The organism is Lentzea sp. NPDC036955 (assembly GCF_055608005.1).
The window spans coordinates 16,877-41,259 of the sequence record NZ_JBVJRC010000001.1; the positions used below are offsets into that span (position 1 = coordinate 16,877).

26 protein-coding genes are annotated in these 24,383 nt (G+C 71.8%); 6 read left to right on the forward strand and 20 right to left on the reverse strand.

Going from position 1 to position 24,383, the window contains the following annotated elements:
- Window positions 1–19 precede the first annotated feature (19 nt).
- The 3 genes from ACZ7CF_RS00100 to ACZ7CF_RS00110 all read left to right on the forward strand — a co-directional run bounded on the left by ACZ7CF_RS00100 (window position 20) and on the right by ACZ7CF_RS00110 (window position 1,247).
- Complete coding sequence (locus ACZ7CF_RS00100) at window positions 20–301, forward strand: DUF5994 family protein (protein WP_458434427.1); 282 nt, start codon at window positions 20–22, stop codon at window positions 299–301.
- Between the two features lie 112 nt (window positions 302–413).
- A complete protein-coding gene (locus ACZ7CF_RS00105) occupies window positions 414–752 on the forward strand; it encodes a hypothetical protein (RefSeq protein ID WP_360388392.1) in 339 nt (112 codons plus the stop codon).
- Window positions 753–821: 69 nt separating this feature from the next.
- The gene (locus tag ACZ7CF_RS00110) at window positions 822–1,247 is read left to right on the forward strand and encodes a hypothetical protein (protein ID WP_470368395.1); all 426 of its coding nucleotides are present in this window, start codon (window positions 822–824) and stop codon (window positions 1,245–1,247) included.
- A gap of 278 nt (window positions 1,248–1,525) precedes the next feature.
- Here ACZ7CF_RS00110 and ACZ7CF_RS00115 read toward each other — a convergent pair whose 3' ends face one another.
- Window positions 1,526–1,705, reverse strand: coding sequence for a hypothetical protein (locus tag ACZ7CF_RS00115; RefSeq protein WP_470368396.1), 180 nt, complete (start codon window positions 1,703–1,705; stop codon window positions 1,526–1,528).
- On the reverse strand, window positions 1,702–2,010 hold the full coding sequence (locus ACZ7CF_RS00120; protein ID WP_470368397.1) for a transposase: 309 nt from the start codon (window positions 2,008–2,010) through the stop codon (window positions 1,702–1,704). The genes ACZ7CF_RS00115 and ACZ7CF_RS00120 overlap by 4 nt, the downstream gene beginning before the upstream one ends.
- Before the next feature lie 361 nt (window positions 2,011–2,371).
- Here ACZ7CF_RS00120 and ACZ7CF_RS00125 point away from each other — a divergent pair, with 361 nt between their 5' ends.
- Window positions 2,372–2,941 carry a VanZ family protein gene (locus tag ACZ7CF_RS00125; protein WP_360388123.1) on the forward strand — a complete coding sequence of 190 codons (570 nt, stop codon included), beginning with the start codon at window positions 2,372–2,374 and terminating at the stop codon, window positions 2,939–2,941.
- Here ACZ7CF_RS00125 and ACZ7CF_RS00130 read toward each other — a convergent pair.
- The 9 genes from ACZ7CF_RS00130 to ACZ7CF_RS00170 form a co-directional block, all read right to left on the reverse strand.
- Complete coding sequence (locus ACZ7CF_RS00130; protein ID WP_470368879.1) at window positions 2,930–3,475, reverse strand: RICIN domain-containing protein; 546 nt, start codon at window positions 3,473–3,475, stop codon at window positions 2,930–2,932. The two genes, ACZ7CF_RS00125 and ACZ7CF_RS00130, sit on opposite strands and share 12 nt — an antisense overlap.
- A 242-nt stretch (window positions 3,476–3,717) precedes the next feature.
- The gene (locus ACZ7CF_RS00135) at window positions 3,718–4,722 is read right to left on the reverse strand and encodes a ketoacyl-ACP synthase III family protein (protein ID WP_470368398.1); all 1,005 of its coding nucleotides are present in this window, start codon (window positions 4,720–4,722) and stop codon (window positions 3,718–3,720) included.
- Window positions 4,719–5,945: a cytochrome P450 gene (locus ACZ7CF_RS00140; protein ID WP_470368399.1), complete on the reverse strand. Its 1,227-nt coding sequence runs from the start codon at window positions 5,943–5,945 to the stop codon at window positions 4,719–4,721. The genes ACZ7CF_RS00135 and ACZ7CF_RS00140 overlap by 4 nt, the downstream gene beginning before the upstream one ends.
- A 4-nt stretch (window positions 5,946–5,949) precedes the next feature.
- On the reverse strand, window positions 5,950–7,572 hold the full coding sequence (locus ACZ7CF_RS00145; RefSeq protein ID WP_470368400.1) for an AMP-binding protein: 1,623 nt from the start codon (window positions 7,570–7,572) through the stop codon (window positions 5,950–5,952).
- Between the two features lie 247 nt (window positions 7,573–7,819).
- Window positions 7,820–8,080, reverse strand: a complete 261-nt coding sequence (locus ACZ7CF_RS00150; protein WP_360388099.1) for an acyl carrier protein — start codon at window positions 8,078–8,080, stop codon at window positions 7,820–7,822.
- Window positions 8,081–8,295: 215 nt separating this feature from the next.
- On the reverse strand, window positions 8,296–9,384 hold the full coding sequence (locus ACZ7CF_RS00155) for a GRAS family protein (protein ID WP_470368401.1): 1,089 nt from the start codon (window positions 9,382–9,384) through the stop codon (window positions 8,296–8,298).
- Between the two features lie 85 nt (window positions 9,385–9,469).
- Complete coding sequence (locus ACZ7CF_RS00160; protein WP_470368402.1) at window positions 9,470–10,606, reverse strand: 2-oxo acid dehydrogenase subunit E2; 1,137 nt, start codon at window positions 10,604–10,606, stop codon at window positions 9,470–9,472.
- Window positions 10,603–11,616, reverse strand: coding sequence for an alpha-ketoacid dehydrogenase subunit beta (locus tag ACZ7CF_RS00165; RefSeq protein WP_360388090.1), 1,014 nt, complete (start codon window positions 11,614–11,616; stop codon window positions 10,603–10,605). The genes ACZ7CF_RS00160 and ACZ7CF_RS00165 overlap by 4 nt, the downstream gene beginning before the upstream one ends.
- Window positions 11,613–12,581, reverse strand: a complete 969-nt coding sequence (locus ACZ7CF_RS00170) for a thiamine pyrophosphate-dependent dehydrogenase E1 component subunit alpha (RefSeq protein ID WP_470368403.1) — start codon at window positions 12,579–12,581, stop codon at window positions 11,613–11,615. The genes ACZ7CF_RS00165 and ACZ7CF_RS00170 overlap by 4 nt, the downstream gene beginning before the upstream one ends.
- Before the next feature lie 315 nt (window positions 12,582–12,896).
- On the opposite strand from ACZ7CF_RS00170, the gene ACZ7CF_RS00175 reads away from it, so the two are divergent.
- The gene (locus ACZ7CF_RS00175; RefSeq protein ID WP_360388084.1) at window positions 12,897–13,286 is read left to right on the forward strand and encodes a hypothetical protein; all 390 of its coding nucleotides are present in this window, start codon (window positions 12,897–12,899) and stop codon (window positions 13,284–13,286) included.
- Between the two features lie 103 nt (window positions 13,287–13,389).
- Here the strand turns inward: ACZ7CF_RS00175 and ACZ7CF_RS00180 are convergent, their stop codons facing one another.
- Both ACZ7CF_RS00180 and ACZ7CF_RS00185 read right to left on the reverse strand, forming a co-directional pair.
- Complete coding sequence (locus tag ACZ7CF_RS00180; RefSeq protein ID WP_360388081.1) at window positions 13,390–14,583, reverse strand: cytochrome P450 family protein; 1,194 nt, start codon at window positions 14,581–14,583, stop codon at window positions 13,390–13,392.
- Between the two features lie 5 nt (window positions 14,584–14,588).
- Window positions 14,589–15,419 (reverse strand): TauD/TfdA dioxygenase family protein, encoded by an 831-nt coding sequence (locus ACZ7CF_RS00185; RefSeq protein WP_360388078.1) that lies wholly within the window; start codon window positions 15,417–15,419, stop codon window positions 14,589–14,591.
- A gap of 139 nt (window positions 15,420–15,558) precedes the next feature.
- On the opposite strand from ACZ7CF_RS00185, the gene ACZ7CF_RS00190 reads away from it, so the two are divergent.
- Entirely contained in the window at window positions 15,559–16,563 is a 1,005-nt protein-coding gene (locus tag ACZ7CF_RS00190; RefSeq protein WP_470368404.1) for a methyltransferase, read from the forward strand.
- Between the two features lie 2 nt (window positions 16,564–16,565).
- Here the strand turns inward: ACZ7CF_RS00190 and ACZ7CF_RS00195 are convergent, their stop codons facing one another.
- From ACZ7CF_RS00195 to ACZ7CF_RS00225, 7 genes are all read right to left on the reverse strand, one after another.
- On the reverse strand, window positions 16,566–17,831 hold the full coding sequence (locus tag ACZ7CF_RS00195; RefSeq protein ID WP_470368405.1) for an FAD-dependent oxidoreductase: 1,266 nt from the start codon (window positions 17,829–17,831) through the stop codon (window positions 16,566–16,568).
- Window positions 17,828–19,495: a prenyltransferase/squalene oxidase repeat-containing protein gene (locus ACZ7CF_RS00200; RefSeq protein ID WP_470368406.1), complete on the reverse strand. Its 1,668-nt coding sequence runs from the start codon at window positions 19,493–19,495 to the stop codon at window positions 17,828–17,830. Before ACZ7CF_RS00200 ends, ACZ7CF_RS00195 begins: the two co-directional genes overlap by 4 nt.
- On the reverse strand, window positions 19,492–20,496 hold the full coding sequence (locus ACZ7CF_RS00205) for a UbiA family prenyltransferase (RefSeq protein WP_470368407.1): 1,005 nt from the start codon (window positions 20,494–20,496) through the stop codon (window positions 19,492–19,494). The genes ACZ7CF_RS00200 and ACZ7CF_RS00205 overlap by 4 nt, the downstream gene beginning before the upstream one ends.
- Complete coding sequence (locus ACZ7CF_RS00210) at window positions 20,486–21,487, reverse strand: polyprenyl synthetase family protein (protein WP_470368408.1); 1,002 nt, start codon at window positions 21,485–21,487, stop codon at window positions 20,486–20,488. The genes ACZ7CF_RS00205 and ACZ7CF_RS00210 overlap by 11 nt, the downstream gene beginning before the upstream one ends.
- On the reverse strand, window positions 21,484–22,467 hold the full coding sequence (locus ACZ7CF_RS00215) for an aminotransferase class I/II-fold pyridoxal phosphate-dependent enzyme (protein WP_470368409.1): 984 nt from the start codon (window positions 22,465–22,467) through the stop codon (window positions 21,484–21,486). Before ACZ7CF_RS00215 ends, ACZ7CF_RS00210 begins: the two co-directional genes overlap by 4 nt.
- Before the next feature lie 498 nt (window positions 22,468–22,965).
- Window positions 22,966–23,748, reverse strand: coding sequence for an isocitrate lyase/PEP mutase family protein (locus ACZ7CF_RS00220; RefSeq protein ID WP_360388061.1), 783 nt, complete (start codon window positions 23,746–23,748; stop codon window positions 22,966–22,968).
- A gap of 20 nt (window positions 23,749–23,768) precedes the next feature.
- The gene (locus ACZ7CF_RS00225) at window positions 23,769–24,371 is read right to left on the reverse strand and encodes a flavodoxin family protein (RefSeq protein ID WP_360388059.1); all 603 of its coding nucleotides are present in this window, start codon (window positions 24,369–24,371) and stop codon (window positions 23,769–23,771) included.
- Window positions 24,372–24,383 lie beyond the last annotated feature (12 nt).

A 24,383-nucleotide genomic window follows, 5' to 3' on the forward strand; every position in this document is an offset into this window, starting at 1 on the left:
ACCGGCGCCCACTCATCGGGTGAACCGGAGACAGGAGCGTCGCGATGGTCTCGGATCAGCTCAGTCCCCCCGCACGGCACCGGCTGACCGACGCGGTCTCGCGTTGCGCTTGCAGTTGAAACCGCCTGGGGCGGCACTCGGGCCCGTCGACGGCGGCTGGTGGCCGTGGTCGGACGAGCTGGCAGCCGAGCTCCCCGTGCTGGTCACCGCGCTCGGCGCACGGCTCGGTCCGGTCAACCGTGTGTCATACCGTCTCGACACCTGGACCACAGTGGCAAGGAAAACACCCGTCGACGGTTGAATGGTCCGGTTCGAAGGCTTCCGATCGATCGATCGACCCGCACACCGTCTGGTGATCGGGTCCGATCACCGGCGGGTCAGCCTGCTCGTCGTGCCGCCTGGCGTCCCGGAGGGTGCGGCACGCGTCCGCCACCGGCCACGACTCGACCGCGAGCGTCGCGGCCATCCTGGCTGGCAACGGCGTGCCGCTGGACGCCCACCACCTCAGCCCTGTGCTCATCCCCAGGACCCGCCAGGCTGAGCCGGCGGAAGAACGCTGGGAAACCGAAGGCGGACATCTGGTGACCAGGAAGCAGCCAGCCGAGAACCGGACGCTGTTCAGGGTGACGATCGGCGGGACTTCCGCTGCGGACTTCGCTCAGCAGACTCGCACCCTGTCGCCGTGGCGATCAGCGACGCGAAACGGTATCGCTACCAGCGTGCTCGGCGTAGGTTCGAGGGTGACCGGGTGACCTCCCGGCTCCACCAGGTGTTGTTACGTTGGCCCGGACCCCGCTGACACGCGCCAGGGTCGACGGGACGTGGACGCCATGCCGAACGCCTTCAGTGCCGCTGACAGCTCGGACGGCCCGCCGCAGGGTGGGTTCCAGTTGCCGTCCGCTGATCTGCCACGCCTGGAGCTGGAGAAACTGCTCGACGAGGTGTCGGCGCGGGCGCAGGACGTGCTCGCCACTCAGGGCCGGTTGCGGCAGCTGTTGCACGCGCACGCCGTAGTGGCCAGTGACCTGAGCCTGCAAGCGGTGCTGCAGCACGTCGTGACCTCGGCACGGGATTTGCTGGAGGCCCGCTGCGCGGCGCTTGGTGTGATCGGCGAACACGGCCTGCTCGACGAGTTCGTCCATGTCGGCATGGACGAGAACACCGTGGAGCGAATCGGGGAGCTACCCTGCGGCAGGGGGAGCGCGGCGACGGCGAGACGGGACTTCATCCGTGAGTCGATGGAGTAGCCCACGATCCGGTTGGAACAGGCGTCCTTGACCGTGCAGAGATACAGCTTTCCTTCGGCGGTGTGGTGTTCGGTGATGTAGGCCAGCCACAACCGGTTCGGCGCGGTGGCGGTGAAGTCGCGGCGGATCAGGTCGTCGTGGACCGGCGGGCCGGTCTTCTTGCCGTTGCGGCCGCGTTGCTTGCCGAACGCACTCCACCAGCCCATGGACGAGCAGATCCGCCACGCGGTCCGATCCGCTGTCGCCAGGCCGGCGTCGCGGGCTTCGTCGGCCAGGAACTAGTAGCCGAACTCCGGGTCGTCGCGGTGGGCGTCGAACAACGCGTTCGCTCGATACGCCCGATCGAGTTCGGTGGCGGTGACCGGCCGGGCACGCCACCGGCAGCACGGCTGTCGGGCGATCTTCAGGACCCGGCACGTCACCGCGACGGGAATCCCGTCGGCGGCGAGCTCGTTCACGAGCGGGTAGAGCCTTTTCCCGGCAGGTTCGCCTGCGACAGATACGCGGTTGCGCGGCGCAGGACCTCGTTCTCCTGCTCAAGCAGCTTGATCCGCTTGCGCGCCTCCCGCGGCTCCGCTGACTCGGCCCTGCTCGCACCGGGCTTGGTGCCTTCCTCGACCTCGGCTTGCCGCAGCCACGTGAACAAGGTCATCGGGTGAACCCCGAAGCCCTTCGCGATCTGCTCGACGGTCACGCCGGGCTCGCGGTCACGGGCGACCCGCACGACATCGTCGCGGAACTCCCGGGGGTGGGGCTTGGACACAGCGACATCTTCCCAGCTCACCATCACGGCAAGCCAACTCAGATGTCACCTGTCGGTGCAGCAGACCCTGTACTGGTGATGACGGGTTCTGCTGTGGACGGGGAGTCGGTGTGCCGGGCGTCGACATTGCGACGCCAGGGGATCTCGTTCTGGCGCGACCAGCTTTCGCACGTCGGACAGCATTTCGACTCGCAGAAAGCACGCGCAACACGATCGGGTGCCCATTCGAGACGGTGGATTTGCTGAAAGGGAGGAAATTGCGCAATGAGGGAGTCGGTGGCAGGATGCGCGGTCGCCCGCAGGGCGATCGTCGCTGATGATCCAAGGCCGTGCGGTGAATCCTGAAAGGACTTGATGCCGGGTGGACGTGTTCGATCCTGTGCCGGTGCTTCCGGTGGTGGTTCCCTTGGCGGCGGTGGCCTTCCTGGCGTTGCTGTGGGTCCTGCACCGCCGTGGCCGTCTCACGGTGCCGCGTGCCGGTGTCGCTCTCGCGCTCTGCGTGTACGTCGCCGGAGTCGTTGCGAACACGGTGTTCCCGATCTACCTGAGCGCGCCGGCGACGGAAGCGCGATGGAAGGTCTACTTCGGACTGGTCGACGGCTACGACGTGGGTGACGCGGTGACGAACATCCTGGTGTTCATGCCTGTGGGCATGATCGTGCCGCTACTTCTGGCCACACCTTCGTGGTGGCGTGTGCTAGTCGCGTCAACGGCATTCAGCGCGGTGATCGAGTTGAGCCAGTTCTTCACCGGCAACCTCTGGGGCGGTGGCCACCTGGCCGACGTGAACGATCTGCTCTTCAACGTGGTCGGCGGTGTGCTGGGTTACGGCGTGTTCTCCCTGCTGACTCGAGTGCCGGCCCTCGCCGCTTTCATCGACCTGTTCCGCTGGAGCGACCCGCGTCCTGTGGTCAGTTCGTCATCGCGGTGACCGGTCGAACCGGCGGCGGATGTCCAGCAGGTGGTGCCGCAGCTCGTGCAACGTGTGCACCGCCGGCCCAGCGCACAGAATGCTCGACCGCTTCCGGGTGCGAAACGGGGAGCATGCGCTCCCAGTCACCGGGCTCGAGCAGGTCCAGCACCCGCGCGAACATCGCGGTGAAGTCCATGAGCCGGTGTGCGACGTCGCCGGAATCCAAGCCCTGGCGCGGCAGGTCCTGGCCGGGTTGCCCGACGACGACCTCTGCGATGTCCTGCAGGTCATCGCAGAGTTGTTGTTGACCAGCTGGTGGTAGCCGCCGTCCACCGGCTTCAGCCGCCACTGCTGGCTCGCCGCGTCAGGGCTGCGCTGCTCCTGCTGAATCCGGACGCCGTCCGCTCCCGCCACGTCCAGCGCGTTGCCGCTGCGCACCGACACGAACCGGTAGTACGCACCGGCGTCGACGGCCACCGGCTCCGAGTCGCCCCACACCACCCCCAGGTACGCACCGGCCGGCGCCGACACCCCCAGCGCCGCGGTGATCACCGTCAACCGGCCGCGGTGGTGCTTGCGTCCCGCGGTCCACCGGCCCGGCGGTCCGCAGTGGACCCGGTCTTGCTCATAGCAGCGCTCCTTGAGTCTGCCGTGCCTTGGCACGGCACCGAGATCGGTGATCGTCTTCCGACCTACGTGCAAGTTGCCGCTGCTGCGGGAAAGGTTTCCGCCGAATCCGGAATCCTCGTGGACCTGCGCACCACGAGACCGGCCAGTCGGTGTCGCCGTCCCGGCTACTCGCGTTCGACGACGATCGCGCAGGCGGTCGCTCCGGCGCCCGTGCCGATCAGGAGCGCGCACTCACCGGCTCCCAGCAGGTCACCCGCCAGGACGTCAGCCAGGTTCGCCGGCAGGTCCCCGGCCCCGAGGTGCCCGGTGTCCGCCCCGAACGCGCGGTAGCGGTCGCGCAGCGCACGTGGCAGGGCACGTCGCACGACCTGGTCCGTCACCTGCGCACCCAGCCGGTTCGACGAGACGAGTGCGATGCGGTCGCGGGCCGTGTCCTCGTCCCCCAGACCGGCGTCGGTCAGTGCGGTGCCGACGGCCTCCTGGATCACCTCGCGGGAGCCCTTCAGGTTCGCCGCGAACCCGAGCGCGTCCTCCTGGGGACCGGAGACCGGCTCGGGCAGCGGGCGGAACGGGTGGAAGGCCGGGAAGGTCTCCTCGAGCTGCGGGCGGCCCGCCGAGCCGACGGAGCGGATGACCAGCGGGCCCTCGTCGCGGCCCAGCAGAACGGCGGTCGCGCCGTCCCCGAAGACGGTGGCGGGGGCCGTTCGCCACCGGTCGTACGGGAGCGCGCTGAAGTTGCCCGCGGTGGTGCACAACGCGTGCCGGACGCTGTCGTCCGCCTGCATGAAGGTGGTGGCCCAGCCGATTCCCGCGGCACCGCCGTTCGACATCTGCGCCAGCCCGATCGCGACGGCCCGGGACGCGCCGAGCACCCTGGCGAGCCGGTGCGCGGGCGACCAGGGGTCTTCCACTCCCGGAGTCATGCCCGCGTAGGTGACGAGGTCGATCTCCGCGGGATCCACGCCGTGGTCGCCGAGGCACTGCCGAGCCGCCTGCCACCCCATCCACCAGGCGGGCACCGCGGCGCCGACCGGCACCTCGGAGCACGCGGCCCCGGCGGCCTGTTCCGCGGTGACCGCTCCCGCTGCGACGGCACTCGCCGCCGGGTAGCGCTCGTCGGGCAGCCACGTCGTCGCAGCGCTGATCCGGACGGTGCGCTCGACCCTCATGCCGGTCGCTCGTCGGGTCGAAGGCGGACCGGGACGGAGAACAGGGTGCGGTCACCCAGGTTCGTCGTCCAGCGCAGGTCTTCGAGCGGGACGGCGAGGGACAGCTGCGGGAACCGCGCGAACAGCGCGGGGAGCGCGGTGTTCGCCGTGGTCAGCGCCAACGGCGCACCCGCGCAGAAGTGCGGGCCGTGCCCGAAGCCGATGTGACCGGTGTTGCCTGCGCGGGGCACGACGAGCTGATCCGCGTCCGGGTAGGCCGACGGATCGCGGTTGGCGGCGGCGACCACCACGAGAACGGTGGCGTCGCGCGGGATCGTGACCCCGCCCACCTCCACGTCCTCGGCGGCGAACCGCCAGGTCGCGCACGGCGTCGGCGGGTACCGGCGCAAGACCTCCGCGAGCACCGCCGAGCACGACGCCGGACCGGCCGTGATCGCTTCGAGCAGGTCTTCCCTGGTGGACGCCAGAGCGGCGGTGTGAGCCAGCAGCGTCGTGGAGGTCGTGGTCCCGGCGAACACGGTCAGGGCGACCATCGACATCACCTCGGCCAGGCTGAGCCTGCCGCCGGGGTGGTAGTCGCGGAAAGCCAGCTTCAGCAACGTGTCGGTGCCGGGGAACCGGTCGTGGTCGTCGATCGCCTCCAGGATGAGCTGTTGCTGCGCGTCCACGGCTTCCCGCGCCTCCGCGCTCCGCGGATCTGCGTCTGCGACGACTGTTCGCACAGCGGGGAGCAACCGGTCGAGGAGGGACTTCTCGATTCCGATGACCTCGCTCATCACCGACGTCAGCACCGGCCCGGCGAACGCGGTCACCAGGTCGGGCGCGGTCGCGGCGGCCAGGGTGTCGAGGCTGGTCGCGACGATCTCGGCGATCCGCTGACGGCGCCGGTCGACGGCCTTCGGGGCCAGGCACCTGGTGAGCAGCTCCCGCAGGCGGCGGTGGTCGGCTCCGTCGGTGTTCAGCACGTGCCGGCCCAGCACCGCGTAGCTGTCCTCGGGGTGCCTGCCCCCGTCGAACAGGTGGGCGGGATCGGACAGCGTCGCCGGGTCCTTCCTCAGCCGGCTGTCCAGCAGGACGGCTTTCGCCTCGGCGTAGCGGGCCACGACCCAGACCCGGAGCCCGGTCGACAGCACGACCTGCTGAACCGCGTCTCCTCGAACCAGCGCGGCCAGCATCGAGTCGTTGTCGGTCTGGTTCGGACTCAGCGCGAAGACGCGGGACACCGGGTCACACCCCGCTGTCGGCGAAGAGCCGCTCGCGCACCTCACCACGACGCCACTTCCCGCTGCTGGTCCGCGGCAGCCACCCCCGCGCGACGAGCCGGACGTCGACGTCGGCCAGCCCGACCTCATCGGCGATCCGGGCACGGATGCCGGCGACCAAGGCGGCCTGGTCGTCGGTCTGCGTCTCCGCCACGACGACCATGCGCTCACGGGACACGTCCGCCACGACGACCACGTGACGCTGGTAGACGCCGTCGAGGTCGCGGACTGCCGTCTCCACGTCGTGGGCGTGGAAGTTCCGGCCGGCCACCACGATCATGTCACTTCGCCGGCCGGAGACGTAGAGCTCACCGCCGAGCACGAACCCGGTGTCCTGCGTGCGGAACCAGCCGTCCCGGATCGCGGCGTCGGTGGCGGCGCGGTCGTCGAGGTAGCCGCGCAGCATGTTCGCCCCCCGTGCTTCGATCTCACCGAAGTGCCCTTCGCCCAGCACCCCGCCCGCGCCGTCAGTGATCCGGAACTCGACGCCGGGGAAGGCGGGACCCTGCGACACGACGGGCACCGCACCGGGTTCTGGGCCGTCGTGGACCACCACCCGGCCACCGTCCCGCAGTGACGCCCGGTCGACGTGGACGACCTTCGCGACACGGCCGGCGGGTTGCAGCGAGATCCCCACGCAGAACTCCGCCGCACCGTAGCCCGGCGTCATGACGGTCGGGCGGGCGCCGAGCGGGCCGAGCAGTTCGTCGAACCGCCGCAGCGTCGAGGAGGCAACGGGTTCACCGGCGTTGATCGCGGCCTTCCACCCGGTGAGGTCGATGCCGTCGAGCCGCCCGGCCGCGGCCGCGTCGAGGATGCGGTCGTAGGCGAAGTTCGGGCCGGTGAAGAACGCGATGCGCTGGTCGGCGAAGTACCGGAGGGTTTCCGCGGTGCGCCGGACGAACGTCACGGGGCTGAACATGTGCAGGTCGCTGCCGGTCACCAGGTGGGTCAGCAGCGTCACGAGCCCGAAGTCGTGGAACAGCGGCACCCACACCATCGCGGCGTCCCCGTCCTCCACACCGCCCCGCTCCGCTGTGCCCAGCACGCTGGCCACCAGGGCACCGTGTTCGATCATCGCCCCCTTGGGCGAGGAGGTGCTCCCGGAGCTGAACTGCACCACGGCCAGGTCCTGCGGTTTCGGTGTCGCGGACCGCGGGACTTCCGGCTGCGGTGCGCAGTCTGCGATGCGCACCACCGCGACGTCCGGGTACCGCTCCTGCACGGCGGCACCGAACTCGTCGAACGGCGGTCCCACCAGGACGCACCGGAGGTCCGCGCTGCGGACCAGCGCGTCCATCCGCTCCAGAGCGGACTCCAGTCCCCCTGCGAACGACGGCACGGGAATCGGCACCGCCGCGACGTTCGCGGCGAACACCCCGAAGAGCGCGGAGACGAACTCCGGCGACGTCGCGGCGAGGATTCCCACCCGGTGGCCGGGCCGGTCGTCCAGACCCGCGCGGCGCAGTTCCGCAGCGACCCCGTACGCCCGTGCCGGGATCTCCCGGTGGGCCAGCGAGGTGTTCAGCTCCGGGAAGACCAGCTCCCCGGCCGTCCGCTGCGCGAGGACCGGCAGCAGGTCGGCCATGGTGCGGAGCTCCCGGGTTTCGGCGAGCCAGCGGAGTCCCGGCTTTTCGTTCCGTGAACCGGGAGGGGTGGCCGTGTCGACTTCCAGCCCCATTGGACTTTCCTCCACCTGGTCCCGATGTGCCGTCACGACGGTGCGAACGCCGGTTCACCGTAGGAAGGACGCAGGGTGTCGACCATCTCCTGTTCCGATAAACGGAACGACCGCGAAGTCCGGGCCCAGATCACGCACGGCGGCCGCGAACCGGTCAGCGCGCCCCGGAGGAGCGGATCCCGGCTTCGACCAGGTTCGCCAGATCGGCCACGGTCCGCACCCGCACCAGGGTGTCGGGGTCCAGTTCGAGGGCGAACTCGTCCTCGATGGCGGTGACCGCGGTGAGCAGCCGCAGCGAGCTGGCGTTCTCGAGGTGGGTGAGCTGTGCGTCGAGGGCGATCTCGGCGACGGGCACGTCGAGCGCGGCCGACAGGTGGCCGACCACCACTCGCGCGAGGTCATCGGGTGACGTCATTCGGACATCCTCTCGGCTGCAACCGGCCGCGCCTGGAAAGGCGGCATCTCCCGAACGACGCTATCAGCGAGGTTCAGCTGTGCAGCTCCGTTCTTCTCGTGCCGCCCTCCACAGCAGATGGTGAACCGCAGGACCCGCAGCGGCTCTTCTCCGGACGTTCAGGTGGACGGCCCTCACCGTCCACACTGGACATCCCGGTCAGGCGCCGGTGTGCCTCATCCGGCAGGACGCGCGCCGATGACCGAGCAGACCGTGGTGCCGCGATAACCGAGCCGGACCTGCTCGGGCAGGACGCGCACCGTGAAGTCCTCGGGGAGCGGGTGTGCCTGGAGCCCCGGGGCGTCACCGTAGGGCTCGAAGCCGCAGCGGCGCAGCCGGGTGATCCAGGTGGCGGCCGGCTCGTGCCGCTCGAAGCGCTGGTCGTCGGTGCGCGAGCCGACGATGTTCATGATCTCGCGGGCGAAGAACGTCTTCATGTGGTCCTTCTCCTGCTGGGTGGCCGGAGCGGCCTCGATGGCGCGCAGGATGGTGCCGAAGAACCGCCACGAGTTGAAGAACCGCTGCGGGAAGGACACCTCGTGGTGGTCGGTGTCGAACTCGTTCAGCACCAGCCCGCACGGGTTCAGCTCGCGCAACCGCTGGAAGAACTCGTCCCTGGCGTCGTGACCCGGGCTCGGGTCCTGCATGTGGTGCAGCGCGAGAGAAGCGTTGACCACCAAGGGGACGTCGATGTGGGACAGGCCCATCCAGTCGGCGTCGTCGAGGTCCTCCGCCACCTTCGCCACGGGGCGGAAGTCCAGCTCGACACCGTGCTCGGCCGCGACCTGCCGCAGGGTGCGCTCGGCCGTGGCCAGGCTCTCCCGGTCGGGGTCGACACCGATGACCGTGCAGCGGCGCAGTCCCGGGTTGCCGGTCGCGAGACCGCGCAGCAGCGCGCTCTCCTGGCGGCCGTGCCCGATGCCGACCGACATCAGGGCGAAGTCCTCGGCGGTGCCCACCTGCCCGGCGAGCAGCTCGTTGACGACCCGGCTCGTGTCCATGAACGGCAGGTGGGTGGTGAGCAGGTAGTACAGGTCGATCTGCGGCTGGTCGTAGTCCTGCCGGTACAGGTTGGTCTCCGAGGGGCTTCCGTGCTCCTCGACCCGGTTGACCAGTGCGGCCCGGTAGAACTCGTACGCCGCGTCCTGCGGCTGCACCTCGGGCCCGAGCAACTTCTGCAGGGTCTCCAGCGCAGGACGGGCCTGCGCGGAGCGGCCGGCGTGGACGTGGGCGACGGCGTCGCACAGCAGGGCGAACTTCTCCATCGGGCAGCAGCTCCTCGGGACTGACCAGAACTTCTCGGCATGGCTGTCATCACCGGCGGCATCCGAATGCCGCCGACGGGCTTCTTCACGGGGTGGCGGCCGCGAGGGCGGCCGGTGCCTCCAGGGCTCGTTTGAGGTCACCGAGGAAGACCATCGCGTCACGGCCGTTGACCACGCGGTGGTCGTAGACCAGACCGAGGTGGGCGAACCGGCGGGCTTCCGGCCTGCCCTGCTGGTCGAGGACGAGCTGTTCGTCGATGCCGCCCAGGGAGAGCGCGCAGGTCTGGCCGGGGAAGACGATGGGGGTGGCGAAGACCACGCCGTCGGTGGTGTGCGGGGCGATCAGGATGTTGGCGCCGGTGAGCTCGTCGGCCCGGAAGGTGCCGCGGGCGGCCTTGTCGCGGAACTCGGTGATCAGGTCGGCGATCCGGGTGACGCTCAACGCGGCGGTGTTGTGCACGACCGGGGTGTACAGGCCCTTTCCGGCGTCCACGGCCACCGCGACGTGCGCGCTGGCGGCGGGCTGGACGGTGCCGTCGTCGAGGAGCCGGGTGAACAGGCTCGGGTGTGCCGGGAGCTGGTCCGCCACCGCCTTGACGAGCAGGCCGACCAGGGAGACGACGCTGCCGGTGCGCCGGCGCAGTTGCCGGGCGAGGTCCTGGGCCTGGCCGACGTCGACCTTGGCGTAGGCGGCGGCGGCCGGGATGGTGCGCATCGACTCGGTGACCACGGCGCTCACCGCCCGTTGCTGCGCCGACAGCCGTTGGCCGGTGGGGGCATCGGCTCGTGCGGGGCTGGGCAGCAGCGCTTCGACGTCGGCTGCGCGGATCACGGTGCGGCCCAGTCCGCGCAGGTCGTCGTCGGTGAGGCCGTGCTGGTCCGCGAGGGCGCGCGCCGCCTTGGTGAGCGTCAGACCGGCACCGGTGGCCGGCTCCGGCGGTGCCGCGGGGGCGGCGGCCGGTGCGGAGAGGTAGGCGCGGTGCTCGTCCGCGGAGGCGAAGAGGTGGGCGACGGTCTGACCGGGGCGGCAGTCCGCGCCGTCCGCGACGAGGGTGTGGAGGATGCCGTCTGCGGTGCTGTCGATCTCCTCCTGGGCCTTGGAGGTCTCGACCACCACCAGCGGCTGCCCCTTCTCGACGCGTGCGCCGTGCTCGGCGAGCCACTCGACCAGGACGTAGCCCGCGTCGTTGGTGTTGAGGGTGGGCAGCTTGACGCTGATCACTGGGAGGCCTCCGTGAGGGCGCGGCGCAGTGCGGGCGCCTGGAGCAGGACGGTGTGCTCCAGGTGGGCGGCGGTGGGGATGACACTCGGCCGGGCGCTGAGCAGCAGCACGGGCTGGGCCAGCCGGTGCCACAGGTGCTGGTGCAGCTGCTGGGCGAGCATCTCGCCCCAGGTGCCACCGGCTGCGCTGTCCTCGGCGACGCAGATGCGGCGGGCGCGGGACAACGTCTCCAGCAGCGGTTCGACGGTGAACGGGTGGAGCCGGGAGGGCACGAGCAGCTCGCAGGTGACCTCTTCCTCCAGCAGCAGGGTGCGCATGGCGGCGACGGCTCGCTCGGTCAGGCCGCCGGGGGCCAGGATGATCCAGTCCGGGTCGGCGCAGTCCACGGGGAACACGCGCGCGGTCCGGCTCGGGTCGTCGAGCAGCTCGTACCGGAACAGGTCGTCGACGATCCCGCCCTGGTGCATCGTGCGGGCGTAGAGCGTCTTGTCCTCGAACAACATGCAGGGCTGCTCGCTGGAGAGCATGGCGGTGAGGACGTCCGCGTTGTCGTGGAACGGCGACATCTCGTGCAGGCTGAGCGCGGGGATGCCGATGAAGTGCTTCTGCAGGCTCTGGCTGTGGGTCGGCCCGTAGCCCCGGTTGCCGCCGGTGGGACAGCGGACCACCATGCTCATCGGAACGGTGCGGCCGTACATCGACACGGACTTGCTGGCGAAGTTCAGGAGCTGGTCGAAGGCGAGCGCGGCGAAGTCGGAGAACATCATCTCCACGACCGGGTGGTTGCCGGTCAGCGCGAGCCCCGCTGCGACGCCCACGATGCCGCCCTCGCTGATCGGCGAGGAGATCACGCGTTCCGGGTGGCGGTCCGACAGGCCGCGGGTGGCCTTGAAGGCGCCGCCGTACGGGTCGGCGACGTCCTCGCCGATGACGTAGGCGCGGGGGTCGTCGTCGAGGAGCGCGTGCAGGGCCCGGTTGAGGTTGCCGATCACCCGTTCCGGCCTGGTCACGAGTGCTCCCAGCGGGACGCGGGGCGGGCCTGGACCTCGCGCACGACCTCGGCGATCGCCTGTCGCTGGTTCCGGTCGGCCACGGCGAACTGCTCCGGGTGCTGCGCTTCGTACCGGCGGTACCAGTCGTGCTCGGCCGCGTGCCGCATCACCTCGGCGGGGCGGGAGTCGTCTCCCTTGCTGTGCGGGCCCACCCGGTTCGTGCTGAACTCCACCACCAGGGGCTGGTGCCGGGTGCGGACGTCGTCGACCAGGCCGGACAGCTCCCGGCGCACCACGGCAACGTCGTGAGAGGTGACGTGGTGGTGGCGGATGCCGAAGGCCGCCGCACGCGCCTGGATGGTGCCGGCCATCTGCTGCTCGGTCGAGGTGGACTGGGCGATCCTGTTGTTCTCGACCACGACCAGCAGGGGCAGCCCCCACAACTGGGCCATGTTCAGCGCCTCGTACACCGCGCCTTCGCCCCACGTGCCGTCGCCGACGTGCACCACCGCGATGCGTCCTGGCTCGGTCCGCCGCAGGTGCAGGGCGACCCCCGCGGCCACCGGCAGGCTCTCGCCCTGCACGCCGGTGGACAGGTAGCGGTCGCGGAGGATGTGCTGGCTGCCGCCCACGCCGTTGCACACAGCGCCCTCGCGTCCCATGATCTCCGCCAGCAGGCCGTGCGGGTCGCGGAAGCGGGCCAGGTAGTGGCCGTGGCCGCGGTGGTTGCTGAAGACGTGGTCGCCCTCGTCCAGCAGTGCGTAGAGCGCGACGGGGATGTACTCCTGCCCCAGGCAGGTGTGCGTGGTGCCGTGCAGCAGACCTTGCGAGAACAGCTCCAGCAGGGCCAGTTCGAAGTGCCGGATCATCAGCAGGGTGTCGAGGTCCTCGGCCGCCAGCCGCGACAGGGGTTCCGCGCCCGCCCGGGGCTGAGGCAGCACGGTGGTGCTGCCGCCGACGAGCGGGGGTGCTGTGCTGGCCACATTCGTCTCCCAGTGCGATTCAACGAACAACAGCATTCGAACAAAAGTGCGGCGACCTCATTTTGACTCATTTTTTCAATGCGAGTCGGGCCTTTCCTCGCAAAGTCTGGCAGGTCGACCCAATTCCACAGAAGCCATCATTCCAACCCGTGGGACAAGCTTTTCTGAACAGCATCCGCGTGTACGGAGCGTCCACTGCGCGCAGTCCAAGTTCACCCTGGTGGCCGTTGCGGTGCGTACATCCGGGCTATCAGCTCGATGACTGGTGACGTCGAATACATAGTTGTTCAGTCAAACGGAGTCCACTGAGGAGTGATGACCTTGCGTCTGTCGCAGAAGTTCGGGGTGTCCGCTGTCGTCGCGGTGGCGGTTGCCGCCGGCATGGCAACGCCCGCGATGGCCGATTCCAGCAGCAACGTGTACGGAACATGGCCGAACCGGCTCGCGCACGCGACATTCACGAGCTACGGCGACTCGTTCACGGTCTGGGACGACGAGGCCGACGGCCGGGCCGCCGTGGTGTTCTGGCAGGCGGGGGCGAGGACCGGTGAGTGCGTGAACAGCAAGGGCGACAACACGTCCAAGACCTGCAACTACGACTTCACCGAAGGCGTGCGGGTCACGTGGAACCTCACGGCGCAGGGGTGGGCGAACCCGGGGTGCTGCACCGCGGTCGTGGGACCCACGCAGTACGACAAGGCCTGACCCACCGCCGCGCCACCGGTTGCGGATGACCGTGCAACCGATGGGCGTGGTCACGACAGGCCGGTGACCGTCCACAGCCGAGGCAGTGGACGGTCACCGGCCGTCAGGCTCCCGAGGACGGCCCGAGCACCACCGGGAACGTCCTCGGCGCGTGCACGTGGACACTGCGCCGGAACGTCAGCTCCTCCTCCACGGCGGCGGCCCGCAGCTTCGGGAAGCGGCCGAACAGCGCGGTCAGCGCGACCTCCGCCTCCAGTCGCACGAGGGCTGCGCCCAGGCAGCGGTGGATGCCGTGGCCGAACGCGACGTGGCCGGTGGTGTCGCGGTCCGGGTCGAGGCGGGCCGCGTCGGGGAAGCGGGTGGTGTCGCGGTTGGCCGCCCCCGTGGAGAGCATGACGGAGGCGCCGCGCGGGATGGTGGTCCCGGCGATCTCCAGGTCCTCGGTGGCGAACCGCAGCGAGGCGTTGAGGGCGGGTGAGACCCACCGGAGCAGTTCCTCGACCAGCTCGGGCGCCGTGTCCGGCTTCAGCCGCTCCAGTGCCGCGGGGTCGGCGAGCAGGGCGCGCACGCTGTTGGTGACGAACACCGCGGTGGTCTCGTGGCCGGCCATCAGCAGGAGCATCGCCATGGCGACGATTTCCAGGTCGGAGAGGCGTTCGCCGTTCTCGGAGGCGGCGATGAGGCCGGAGAGCAGGGCGTCGTCCGGGTCGGCGCGGCGCAGCGCGACCAGACCGCCGAGGTAGTCGGCGAGCTGGGCCGAGGCGCGGACCAGCTCGGGTTCCGGGCACTCGTCGATCAGCACGGTCGACCAGTGCGCGAAGTCCTCGCGGTCCAGCTCGGGCACGCCGATCAGCTCGCAGATCACCTCCATCGGCAACGGGATCGCGAAGCGCGCGACGAGGTCCACCGGCTCGTCGGTGGGCAGCGCGGACAGCAGGTCGTCGGCGAGGGTCTGCACGCGGGGGCGGAGCTCGGCGATGCGGCGGGCGGTGAACGCCTGGGTGACGAGCCTGCGCAACCGGGTGTGGTCGGGCGGGTCGAGCGAGGTGAGCATGTGCGACATGGGCGCGGGCAGACCCGGTGGCGCGGTGGCGCGTTCGTCGGCGGGCAGCGCGGCGCGGTAGTCCTTGGCCAGCCGCGGGTCGGCGAGTCCTTCGCGCACGTCGGCGTACCGGGTGACGAGCCAGGTCGGTCCCGTCTCGAAGGTCAGCTCGCGCACCGGGGTGTGGTCGCGGGCGTGGCGCAGCGCGGCGTGCGGGTCGCGCCAGTACAGGTCCATGAACTCGGTGTCGTCCACGGCGCTCAGTCCTTCACCGCGGTCGCGCTCATGCCGGTGACCTGGTGGTCCGGCCAGCGCGCCCCGTCGCCCTTGGGCTCGTCACCGAGGACGGTGACGCGGTACCCGACCCTGCGCCCGGTGTAGTCGTTGACGGCGTGGTGCTGGGTCGCGCGGTTGTCCCAGACCGCGACCGCGCCCTCGGTCCACCGGTAGCGGCACACCCGCTGCGGGCTCTCCGACACGGTGAACAGGTGCGGCAGCAGCACCGCGCTCTCCTCGGCGGTGAGCTGCGGGATGCGCTTGGTGAACATGCGGTTGACGTACAGGGAGCGCCGGCCGGTCTCCGGGTGCACGCGCACGACCGGGTGCTCCGCCTCGCTGCGGAAGGACCCGAACTCCAGCACGTGGACGGCGGTGAGACCGTCGCACAGCTCCCGGATCGGCGCCGACAACGCCTCGTAGGCCAGGTACTGGTTGCTCCACATCGTGTCGCCGCCGACGGCGGGCGACTGCGCGATCTGCAGGACCGAGGCGATGGGCGGCGACTGGGCGTAGGTGACGTCGGTGTGCCAGACGTCGGCCTTGGCGCCCTGCTCGGAGTCGAGCACGACGACCTCCTCGTGCTCGGGCAGCTTCGGCAGGAGCTGGTGCACCTCCAGCTGCCCGAACCGCCTGCCGAACGCCTTGTGGTCCTCCGGCGTGAGCCCGGCGGCGTCGGGGAAGAACAGCACCAGGTGTTCGAGCAGCAGCCGGTGGATCCGGTCGAACAGGGCGTCGTCGACGTCGGCGAGCGCGATGCCGCGGATTTCGGCACCGAGTGCGCAGGTGAGCGGGCGCACGTCGAGAGAGGTCATTTTCCACCCATTCCTGATAACCATTCCGCACACACGGAACGGATGTGCAAAAAATCTTCCGAACGCTTGCTTCCAACGCTTTTCAGCGGCAATCTTCAGATCAGCACAGAACCTCCAGGGAATTCCCGAAAGGATCGCCGTGACCAGTGACAGCTCCGGTACCACCGCTCTCGCCGCCCTCGTGGACCTCGCCACCCCGTTCGCCGTGCGGACGGCGGTCGCGCTGAGGCTGCCCGAGCTGGTGCGCGACGGGCACACCACCACGGCCGCCCTGGCGCAGGCGTGCGGCGCCGACCGGGACGCGCTGGCCCGCCTGCTGCGCCACCTCGTGGCGGTCGGCCTGTTCGCCGAGCAGGCGCCCGGTGAGCACGCGCTCACGCCGGTGTCGCGGGCGCTGCTCGACGAGAGCAACGCGCTGCTGCGGTCGTGGCTCGACGCGGGAGGACCCGGGCTGAAGATGGACCTGGCCTACAGCGGGATGCTGCACGCCGTGCGCACCGGCCGGTCGGCCTACGGCGTGGTGCACGGCAAGGACTTCTGGTCGGACTACCGCGACGACGAGGCGCTGCGCGTGTTCTTCGGGGCGACGATGGCCGGGTTCGCCTGGCAGACCGGCCCGGAGGTCGCCGCCCGCTACGACTGGAGCTCCGTGTCGAGCGTGGTCGACGTCGGCGGCGGCACCGGCGCGCTGCTGGGCGCCGTGCTGACCGAGCACCCGCACCTGACCGGTGCAGTGCTGGACCTGCCCGAGGTCAGGCCGGAGGCCGAGGAGTTCCTCGCCGGCCTCGGCGGCAGGGCGAAGTTCGTCGGCGGCAGCTTCCTCGACCCGCTGCCCACCGGCTACGACGTGCTGATCGTGTCCCGCGTGCTGACCGACTGGCCCGACGAGGACGCCACCCGCATCCTGCGCCGGTGCGCCGAGGCCGTCCCGGACGAGGGGCGCGTGCTCGTGGTCGAGGTCCTCGCCGGCGAGGAGCACGCGAAGAACAACTCGTCGTTCGACCTGCAGTCGCTGACCCTGCTCGGCGGGCGGGAACGCCGGCCGGAGGACTTCGACGCGCTCGCCGCGCCCGCCGGTCTCGTGCGGCGAGCGCGGATCGACGGGCCGAACGGCCTGGTGGTGCTGGAGTACGCCCGCGGGTGAGCTCACCGTGCCGCCTCCGCGGAGGCGGCACGCACCCAGTCCGGCAGCCGGGACGCGCGCGGGTCGGGCAGCAGCTCCACCTGGTGCAGCCGGTCGAGCGGCGTGAGCCGGCGCACCCCCAGCCCGGACATGGTGTGCATGACCTCGTGGCGGATGCGGTCGTTGCGGCCGGTGCCGGTGAGCGCGCGGGCACCGACCCACGACCGGGTCGTGATCATCCGTGCGGCGTTGTGGCTGGTCCGGCCGATGTGGGCGAGGTTCTCCCTGCGGGCGGCGTCGTAGCGGCGCAACGCGTGGTCGACCACGTCGGGCGCCAGCGTCCCGCCCTGGCGCAGCACCGTCGCCAGCTCGTGCGCGTCGGCGATCGAGCTGTTCATGCCCTGCGCGGCCATCGGGTGCACCGAGTGGCCGCTCTCCCCGACCAGCGCGAAGCCCGACGCGACGAGAGCAGGGGCCGTCGACCGGGACACCGGCAGCACCTGCCTGCGGTCGAGACCGGCGCGGAACGGCCCTGCCAGCGGCGCGAGCCCGGAGCACCCGGCCAGCACCCGGTCCGCCCATCCGGCGAGCCCGTCCCGGTCGAGCCCGCGCAGCTCGTCCGGCGCGACCTGGACGTAGAGCCGGACCCGCCGGCCGGGCAACGGGTAGTGCAGCCGCAACCCGCCGTCGGTGACGTAGGCGGAGAAGTCCGGTTCCACGTCGTCGACGTCGTGCAGCTCGAACGCCGCCAGGCGGTGCGGGTAGTCGTGCCGCGCAGCGGTGAGCCCGGCGGCGGCGCGCAGCCGTGAGGAGATCCCGTCGGCTGCCACGACGAGCGCGGCGGGGACGTCCCCGTCGTCGCACCGCACGCCGCTCACCCGGCCACCGGTGCGCAGCAGGTCGCGGACGTGCACGCCCCGCCGCACCTCCACCGCGGCCGGCAGCGCGTCGGTGAGCGCGTCGAGGATGGCCTGGTAGTCGTGGGCCAGCAGCCACGGGTGCGCGGCCGGGAGCCGGCCGTAGTCGAGCACCATCCGCGGCGTGCCGTCGGAGGAGCGGGCGACCAGGCGCGACAACCGGGTGGCGCCCGCGCGGTCGAGCCGGTCGGTCACGCCCCAGGCCGCCAGGACCGCCAGTGATCCCGGTTGCAGCACCTCGCCCTTCGCCACGGGCGCGGGCGTGGGCCGCTTCTCCAGCACGAGCACGCGGCGGCCCAGCCGCCCCAGGGCGCAGGCGGTGGCGAGGCCGGCCACCCCGGCTCCGCAGACGACGACGTCCGGCCCGCTCATCGGGCGGCCGTCCGGTAGCGGCCCAGCGCGCGCAACGCCATGCCGTGCGTGAAGCCGGGGTTGGCGTACCGGCTCACCCGCCGCACGTACTCGTGCACGGGTTCCGGTGTCCACCCGCCCTCGGCGGTGCGGGCGTCGAGCAGCCAGCGCACCCCCGTCGCGACGGCGGCCGGCTCCTCCCCTGCCGCGAGCAGCGACGACACCGCCCAGCCGGTCTCCTCGACCGTGCCGGGGGCGCCGTGGCCGTCACCCCACGATCCGTCGGCGTTGCGCGTCCCGAGCAGCCACGACCGCGCGCGGACCGCCGTCTCGTCACCGGTGCGGCCGCTGCGGGCGAAGGCCTCCAGCACCGCGGCGGTGCCCATCGTGTGCTCCCGGTACCAGACCGACTCGAAGCTCCCGTCCGGCAGCTGGGCCCGGCCGAGCCACCGCAGCGCCCTGCGGACGCGGGTGTCGCCGGCGAGCACCCCGGCGTCGAGCAGCGCGTCGACGGCCTGCGCGGTCGTCATCGGGCACGGGCCGCTGTTGGCGACCCTGGTGTTGCGCACGCACAGTCCCCACGAGCCGCGGCTGTCCTGGCGGTCGCGCAGCCAGCCCGCCGCGGTGCGCACCGCGCCGGCCTGCCCGCTGCCAGGGAGCTTCGCCAGCACGGACACGATCTCGCTGGTCTCGAGGACCGCGGGCCAGCCGTGCGCGCCGGACCAGCCCCAGAACCCCGGCGGGCAGCCGAAGGCGAGGAACGGCCGGTGCTGTTGCAGGGCGACGAACAGGTCCCGCGACGCCGCGAGCCTGGGGTCGTCGCGGTAGCCCGCCTCGACCAGGCCGCGCACCGCGTACATCGTCCAGGCGGCGTCCAGCGGTGTCGTCGCCCAAGACCCGTCAGCGTGCATCGTGCGCCGGAACCACCCCACGGCGGCGTCGACCATGTCCTGGCCGAGCCCCGCGCGGGCCAGGCCGGTGCAGACGAGACCGGTCACCCACGCGTCCTCCGACCACGACCCGGCCGACCCCTCGTGCTCGAAGGCCTGCCGGACCACCCGCAGCGCGTTCGGTTCGGCCCTGCGGGCCAGCAGCCGCTGCAGGCGGGTCAGCGGCCGGTGCCGGGTCTGGGCGAGCCCGAGCGCGGAGGCCATCGGCAGCCGCAGGTCGAACAGCCGCCGGTACAGGCCGGGCAGCAGCGCGAGCTCCAGCGGGAACCGCCGCATCTCGTGCGGGGCGAGCCAGCCGGCGAACCCGTAGAACTGGCGGCACCACAGCACGACCTCCGGGTGCGGGATCGCCTCCAGTCCCCCGTAGTCGGCCATCCAGCGCCGTCCTGCGGCGACCTCCGCCGCGTTGGAGACCGGGTCGACGAGGTGCAGCGCCGCCGCGGACACCGCCGTCGGCCCCGGTTCGCTCGGCAGGCCCGGCACCATCGCCCAGCCGCCGTCGTCGTTGCGCGTGCGGCGCAACCGGTCGGCGCCCGCCGCGATCAGGTCGGCGGCACCGCCGGGGTCGGCGAAGTGCAGCGCGGTGATCGCGCCGGCGGTCGCGAGCGTGGAGCGCAGGCTGCTCGCCCCGTAGTCGAACACCCCGTCCTGGCGCTGGGCGGCGAACAGCACCCGCGCACCGTCGGCGATGGCGGTCTCCAGCTCCTCAGCGGTGCCGGTGTCGACCGAGGTCATGACCTCTCCCCTCTGTTGTCCGCCCCGTCGGGGAACTCGTGTCGTGAGCGCATCCGGGCCTGCAGGACGAGCGAGAACGCGAGCGCCGGTGCCACGACCAGCACCGCGGTCCACGGGCCGGCCGCACCCGCCACCACGGCGGCGGCGAGCACCAGCCGTTCCGCGACGAGCAGCTCGTGCGAACGCAGCGCGCGCCTCGGGGTCAGCGCCGCGGGCCGGGCCACCCGCAGCGCGCACCCGCCGAGCACGACGGCGACACCGAACAGGGCGAGCTGGGCGCCGGGCCGTGCGGCGACCAGCGCGCTGAGGCCGACCGCCGCGGTTCCGGCCGCCCACAGCACGGTGGCGAGCCGCACCGCCGCGGGCACGCCGTGGCGCACCGGCACCGACCGGTAGCCGCCCGCGCGGTCCCCGTCGACGTCGCGCACCGTGCCGATGAGGTTGGACGCGGTGTCGTGCAACAGGAACCCGAGCGCCACGGGCAGCAGCTGCGGTGGTGGCCAGGGCACCGCGATCATCGCGCCGATCACCAGTGCGAGCGCCGACAGCACGCCGCGGCTGAGGTTCCCGCTGAACCCGAGGCGTTTGAACACGGCGCTGTAGGCGACGATCCCGCCGACCGCCAGCGCGAAGAACGGCAGCACGCGCCAGTTGAACCCGACGACCACGGCCAGCGAGACGACCGCGCAGCCGATGCCGGTGGCCAGAGCCGCGGCGGGTGACAGCCGCCCGGACGGGATGGGCCGCTGCGGTTTCGCGATGGCGTCGAGGTGCCGGTCGAAGTGGTCGCCGAGGTAGTGACCGGCGAGCCAGCCCAGCACGGGGGCCAGCACTGCGGCGGCGATCTCCGCCGGCCGGTCACCGCCCGCGACCAGCACGCCCGCGAGGCCGAGCAGGGCCGGGTAGCACGTCGTGTAGGGCCGCCAGGTCTGCCAGTGCGCCAGTGCCCGCTCCCGCACCGCGTGCCCGGTGGCCTGGAGCGCGCGCACCTCAGCGGTCACGGTCGACCGCGATCTCGGCGATGGCCGCGAGCCGGTCGGTGGCGGCCGCGCCCGGCAGCCCCCGCAGGCAGGCGAGCGCGAGCCGGGACCGGTCGTGTGCGCCGCGGCGGGCCTCGTCCAGCGCACCGCTGTCGGTCACCGCGAACCGCAACAGCTCCAGCGTCTCCTCCGGTTCGAGCGCACCCGACAGCGCGGTCTCCACGGCCGCGCGGTGCTCCGGCCGGCCCTCGCGGTGCGCGAGCAGCACCGGCCACGTGGGACGGAGGTTGGCCGCGTCGCTCGCGTCGGGTTTGCCCGACGTGCCCGCCCCGAGGTACGGCAGCAGGTCGTCGTGCATCTGGAAGGCCACGCCCGTGTGGTGGCCGTAGTCGCCGAGCTGGTCGACCTGCCCCGCGGAGCCGCCGCCGAGCAGCGCGCCCGCCCGGCACGCGGCCCGGAACAGCGCCCCCGTCTTGGCGGCGGCGACGTCGAGGTAGTCCTCCAGCGCGCTGCCGGGCCGGGTGGCGCCGGGCGACACCATCGTGGACTCCAGCACCTGCCCGCGGCACAGGTCACCGCCCGCGTGGGCGAACTCGGCGACGACCGCCATCACCACCCGCGGCGGCGCGGCGCATTCGGCGACCGAGGCGAACAGGTCGAACAACAAGGCGTCACCGGTCACGATGGCGTCCGCGACGCCGTAGCGCGCGTGCACGGAAGGCCGGCCGCGGCGCAGGTCGTCGCCGTCGATGATGTCGTCGTGCACCAGTGACGCCACGTGCAGGTGCTCGACGGCCACGGCGGCGGGCAGCGCGGTCTCGGCGGTGCCGCCGACCGCCTCCGCCGACGCGACGAGCATCAACGGCCGCAACAGCTTCCCCGGCACGGCCATGGCGTAGTGGGTGAGCTCGCCGAACCGGTCACCGGAGCGGGGACGGCGGCGCGCGAGGGCGGCGCGGATCGCCTCGGCGGGGTCGTCGGTGCGCAGCGCCTCGCTCACCGTGCCCGTCATCGCACGGCCCCCTCGACCGGCCGTCCGCTGAACGCGCGGGCCGCCGTGAGCACGGCGTCGTTGGCCTCCGGCACCCCGGTGCTCACGCGCACGCCGCCCGCGACCTCCCGCACCGCGATCCCGTGCTCGGCGAGGTGGGCGATGAACTCCTGGTTGCGCGGCCCGAGCCGCACCCACAGGTAGTTCCCGCCGCTGGGCGGGACGTCGTAGTCGAGCTCCCGCAGCCCCGCGCGGACCCGGTCCCGTTCCGCGGCCACCGCACGGCACTGCTCGCGCATGCGGGCCCCGGCGTCGAGCGCGGCCAGCGCGGCGGCCTGGGCGACGGTGGGCACTCGGTGGAACGGCGCCACCCGCCGCAGCGGTCCCACCACCTCCTGCGCGCCGACGAGGTAACCGACCCGCAGGCCGATCAGGCCGTGCGACTTGGAGAACGTGCGCACCACCGCGAGCCGCGGATCGGCTGACAACGTTGTCGCGTCGGCGATCTCGGCCTGGTCCGCGAACTCGCGGTAGGCCTCGTCGACCAGGACGAGCACGTGTTGCGGCAAGGCGGCGAGCAGCGAGCGCAGCCACTCCTCGCCGAGCACCTCGCCGGTGGGGTTGTTGGGGTTGCAGACCAGCACCACACGGGTGTCGTCGGTGACGGCGGCCGCGACCGCGCGGAAGTCCTGCTGTTCGCCGGGCACCGCAACCGGTTCGGCACCCGCGTTGCGGATCAGCAGCGGGTAGAGGTCGAAGGACGGCCACGCGTGCACCACGGAGGTGCCGGGGGCGCAGTGCGCGGTCAGGAACTGCTGCAGCAGCGCCCCGGAGCCCGCACCGGCGACGACCCGGTCCGGCGTCGTGCCGAGGTCGGCGGCCAGCCTGCGCTCCAGTCCCGCGGCGAGCGCGTCACCGGTCAGGTTGACGTCGGCGAGCGAGTTCACCAGCGCCTCGCGCACACCCGGCAGCGCAGGCCAATGATTTTCGTTCAACGCCAATTGGTGAATGATTCGACTCAATTCGCAAACCTCCCGGAGAGGGCGTGATTTCGAACCTACAATCGCCCTCCTGGCACGTCAACACCACCACCGGGACAAACGTCCGCTTAACGCCGGTGAAACCTTTACGCGCGCACGCGCTTAGAACTCCGCTTCCTGCCGAGTCAAGTGCAGAAAATGCATCCGGCCGGCTGCGCATTTCTCAATTGGGATTCCGGCGACGTGCCGAAACGCGGTCAGGCGTGCCCGCGCGGGCACCATGCGGTGGCTGCGCGGACACGCCTGACGTCGGAAGGGGAGCCGAATGGCCGCCTATCGAGATTTCGCGGACTACCCGGATGCGGGAGCGGGGCGACTACGGTACCGGCCGGTCCATGCGCGGGTAGCGGCTGGATACCGCCGTCCGAATGACTTCCGTTCCGGTTCTCGTCCCGGTCCGTCACCCGGCCGGGGCGCTGCCGGGCAGCATTCGATGGCTGTTCGTCCCGGTGCGGGCACTCAGTTGAGCGGCCGGGTGTCCTCCGGCACACCGCCGCCCTGGTGCACCGCCTCGACCAGCTTCGCCAGCGCGGTCAGGGCGACCCGCTGGGACAGCGGCCCGTAGGACACGCGGGCCACGCCCAGCTCCTGCAGCCGCGCGAGGGCCGGGAGGCCGGGCAGGCCGATCAGGGTGAGCCGCCGGGGGCCGAACGCCTCGACGAGCGTGCCGATCTGGTCCTCGTCCAGCTTGCCGGGCACGAAGACCACCGGTGCGCCGGCGTCGAGGAACGCCCGCCCGCGTTCGACGGCGTCGGCGAGCACCTCGGCGGGGTCGCGGTCACCCGCCTTCACGAACGCGTCCGTGCGCGCGTTGAGCACGAAGTCGGGAACGCCCTCCGCGTTCGCCGCCCTGATCGCGGCCTCGACGGCCGCCACGGCCTCGGGCAGCGGCTTGAGCTGGTCCTCCAGGTTCGCGCCCACCGCGCCGGCGGCGATGGCGCGGCGCACGGTGTCACCGGGGTCGCCGTAGCCGGCCTCCAGGTCGGCGGTCACCGGCAGCTCCGTCGCGGCGGTGATGCGCCCGACCTCGGCGATCATCTCCTCGACCGGGATCTGCTCGCCGTCGGGGTAGCCGCGGCTCGCGGCGATCGAGTGGCTCGCGGTCGCCAGCGCCTTCGTGCCGGGGACGCCGGCGACGACCTCGGCGGTGATGACGTCCCACACGTTGACCACGGTGAGCAGTTCGGGGTCGGTGTGCAGGCGCAGCAGGCGGGTGGCGAGCTCGGACGGGTCGGCGGGCACGGGTTCCTCTCGGAGGACGGTCAGGACACGGCCGGGTAACCGTCGGCGCGCAGCAGCCTGGCCAGGTGCGCGGCGTTGCGCGCGGCCGTGGCGTTGGTCGACTTCACCTCGTCCGGCGTCTCGTCCAGGTCGTTGTAGTCGACGGTCTGCATGGCCTGGCCGTTCCAGTAGGTGCACCCCTGGGCCGGGATCGAGAACCCGACGTCGTTGAGCGCCTGGAACAGGTCGGCGACGATCTTGTGCGCACCGTCCTCGTTGCCGACGACCGCGACCAGCGCGACCTTGCCGAACATCGCGGGCCGCCCTTCGTCGTCGGTCTCCGACAACGCGGCGTCGAGCCGTTCCAGCACGCGGTGCGCCACGCTGGAAGCATGCCCCATCCAGGTCGGGGTGGCGAGGATCAGCACGTCCGCCGCGCCGATCTTCTCCCGCAGCGCGGGCCACGCGTCCCCGTCGCCCATGTCGGCCTCGACACCCGGCTTGACGTCGTGGTCGACCACCCTGACCACCTCGCCGGTCACGTCGTGCGCCCGCAGCTCCGCCAGCAGCTGGTTCGCGATGAGCTCGCTGCTCGACGGGGCGGGCGAGGGCTTCAGGCTGCAGACGAGGGCCAGTGCACGCATCGAGAACCTCCA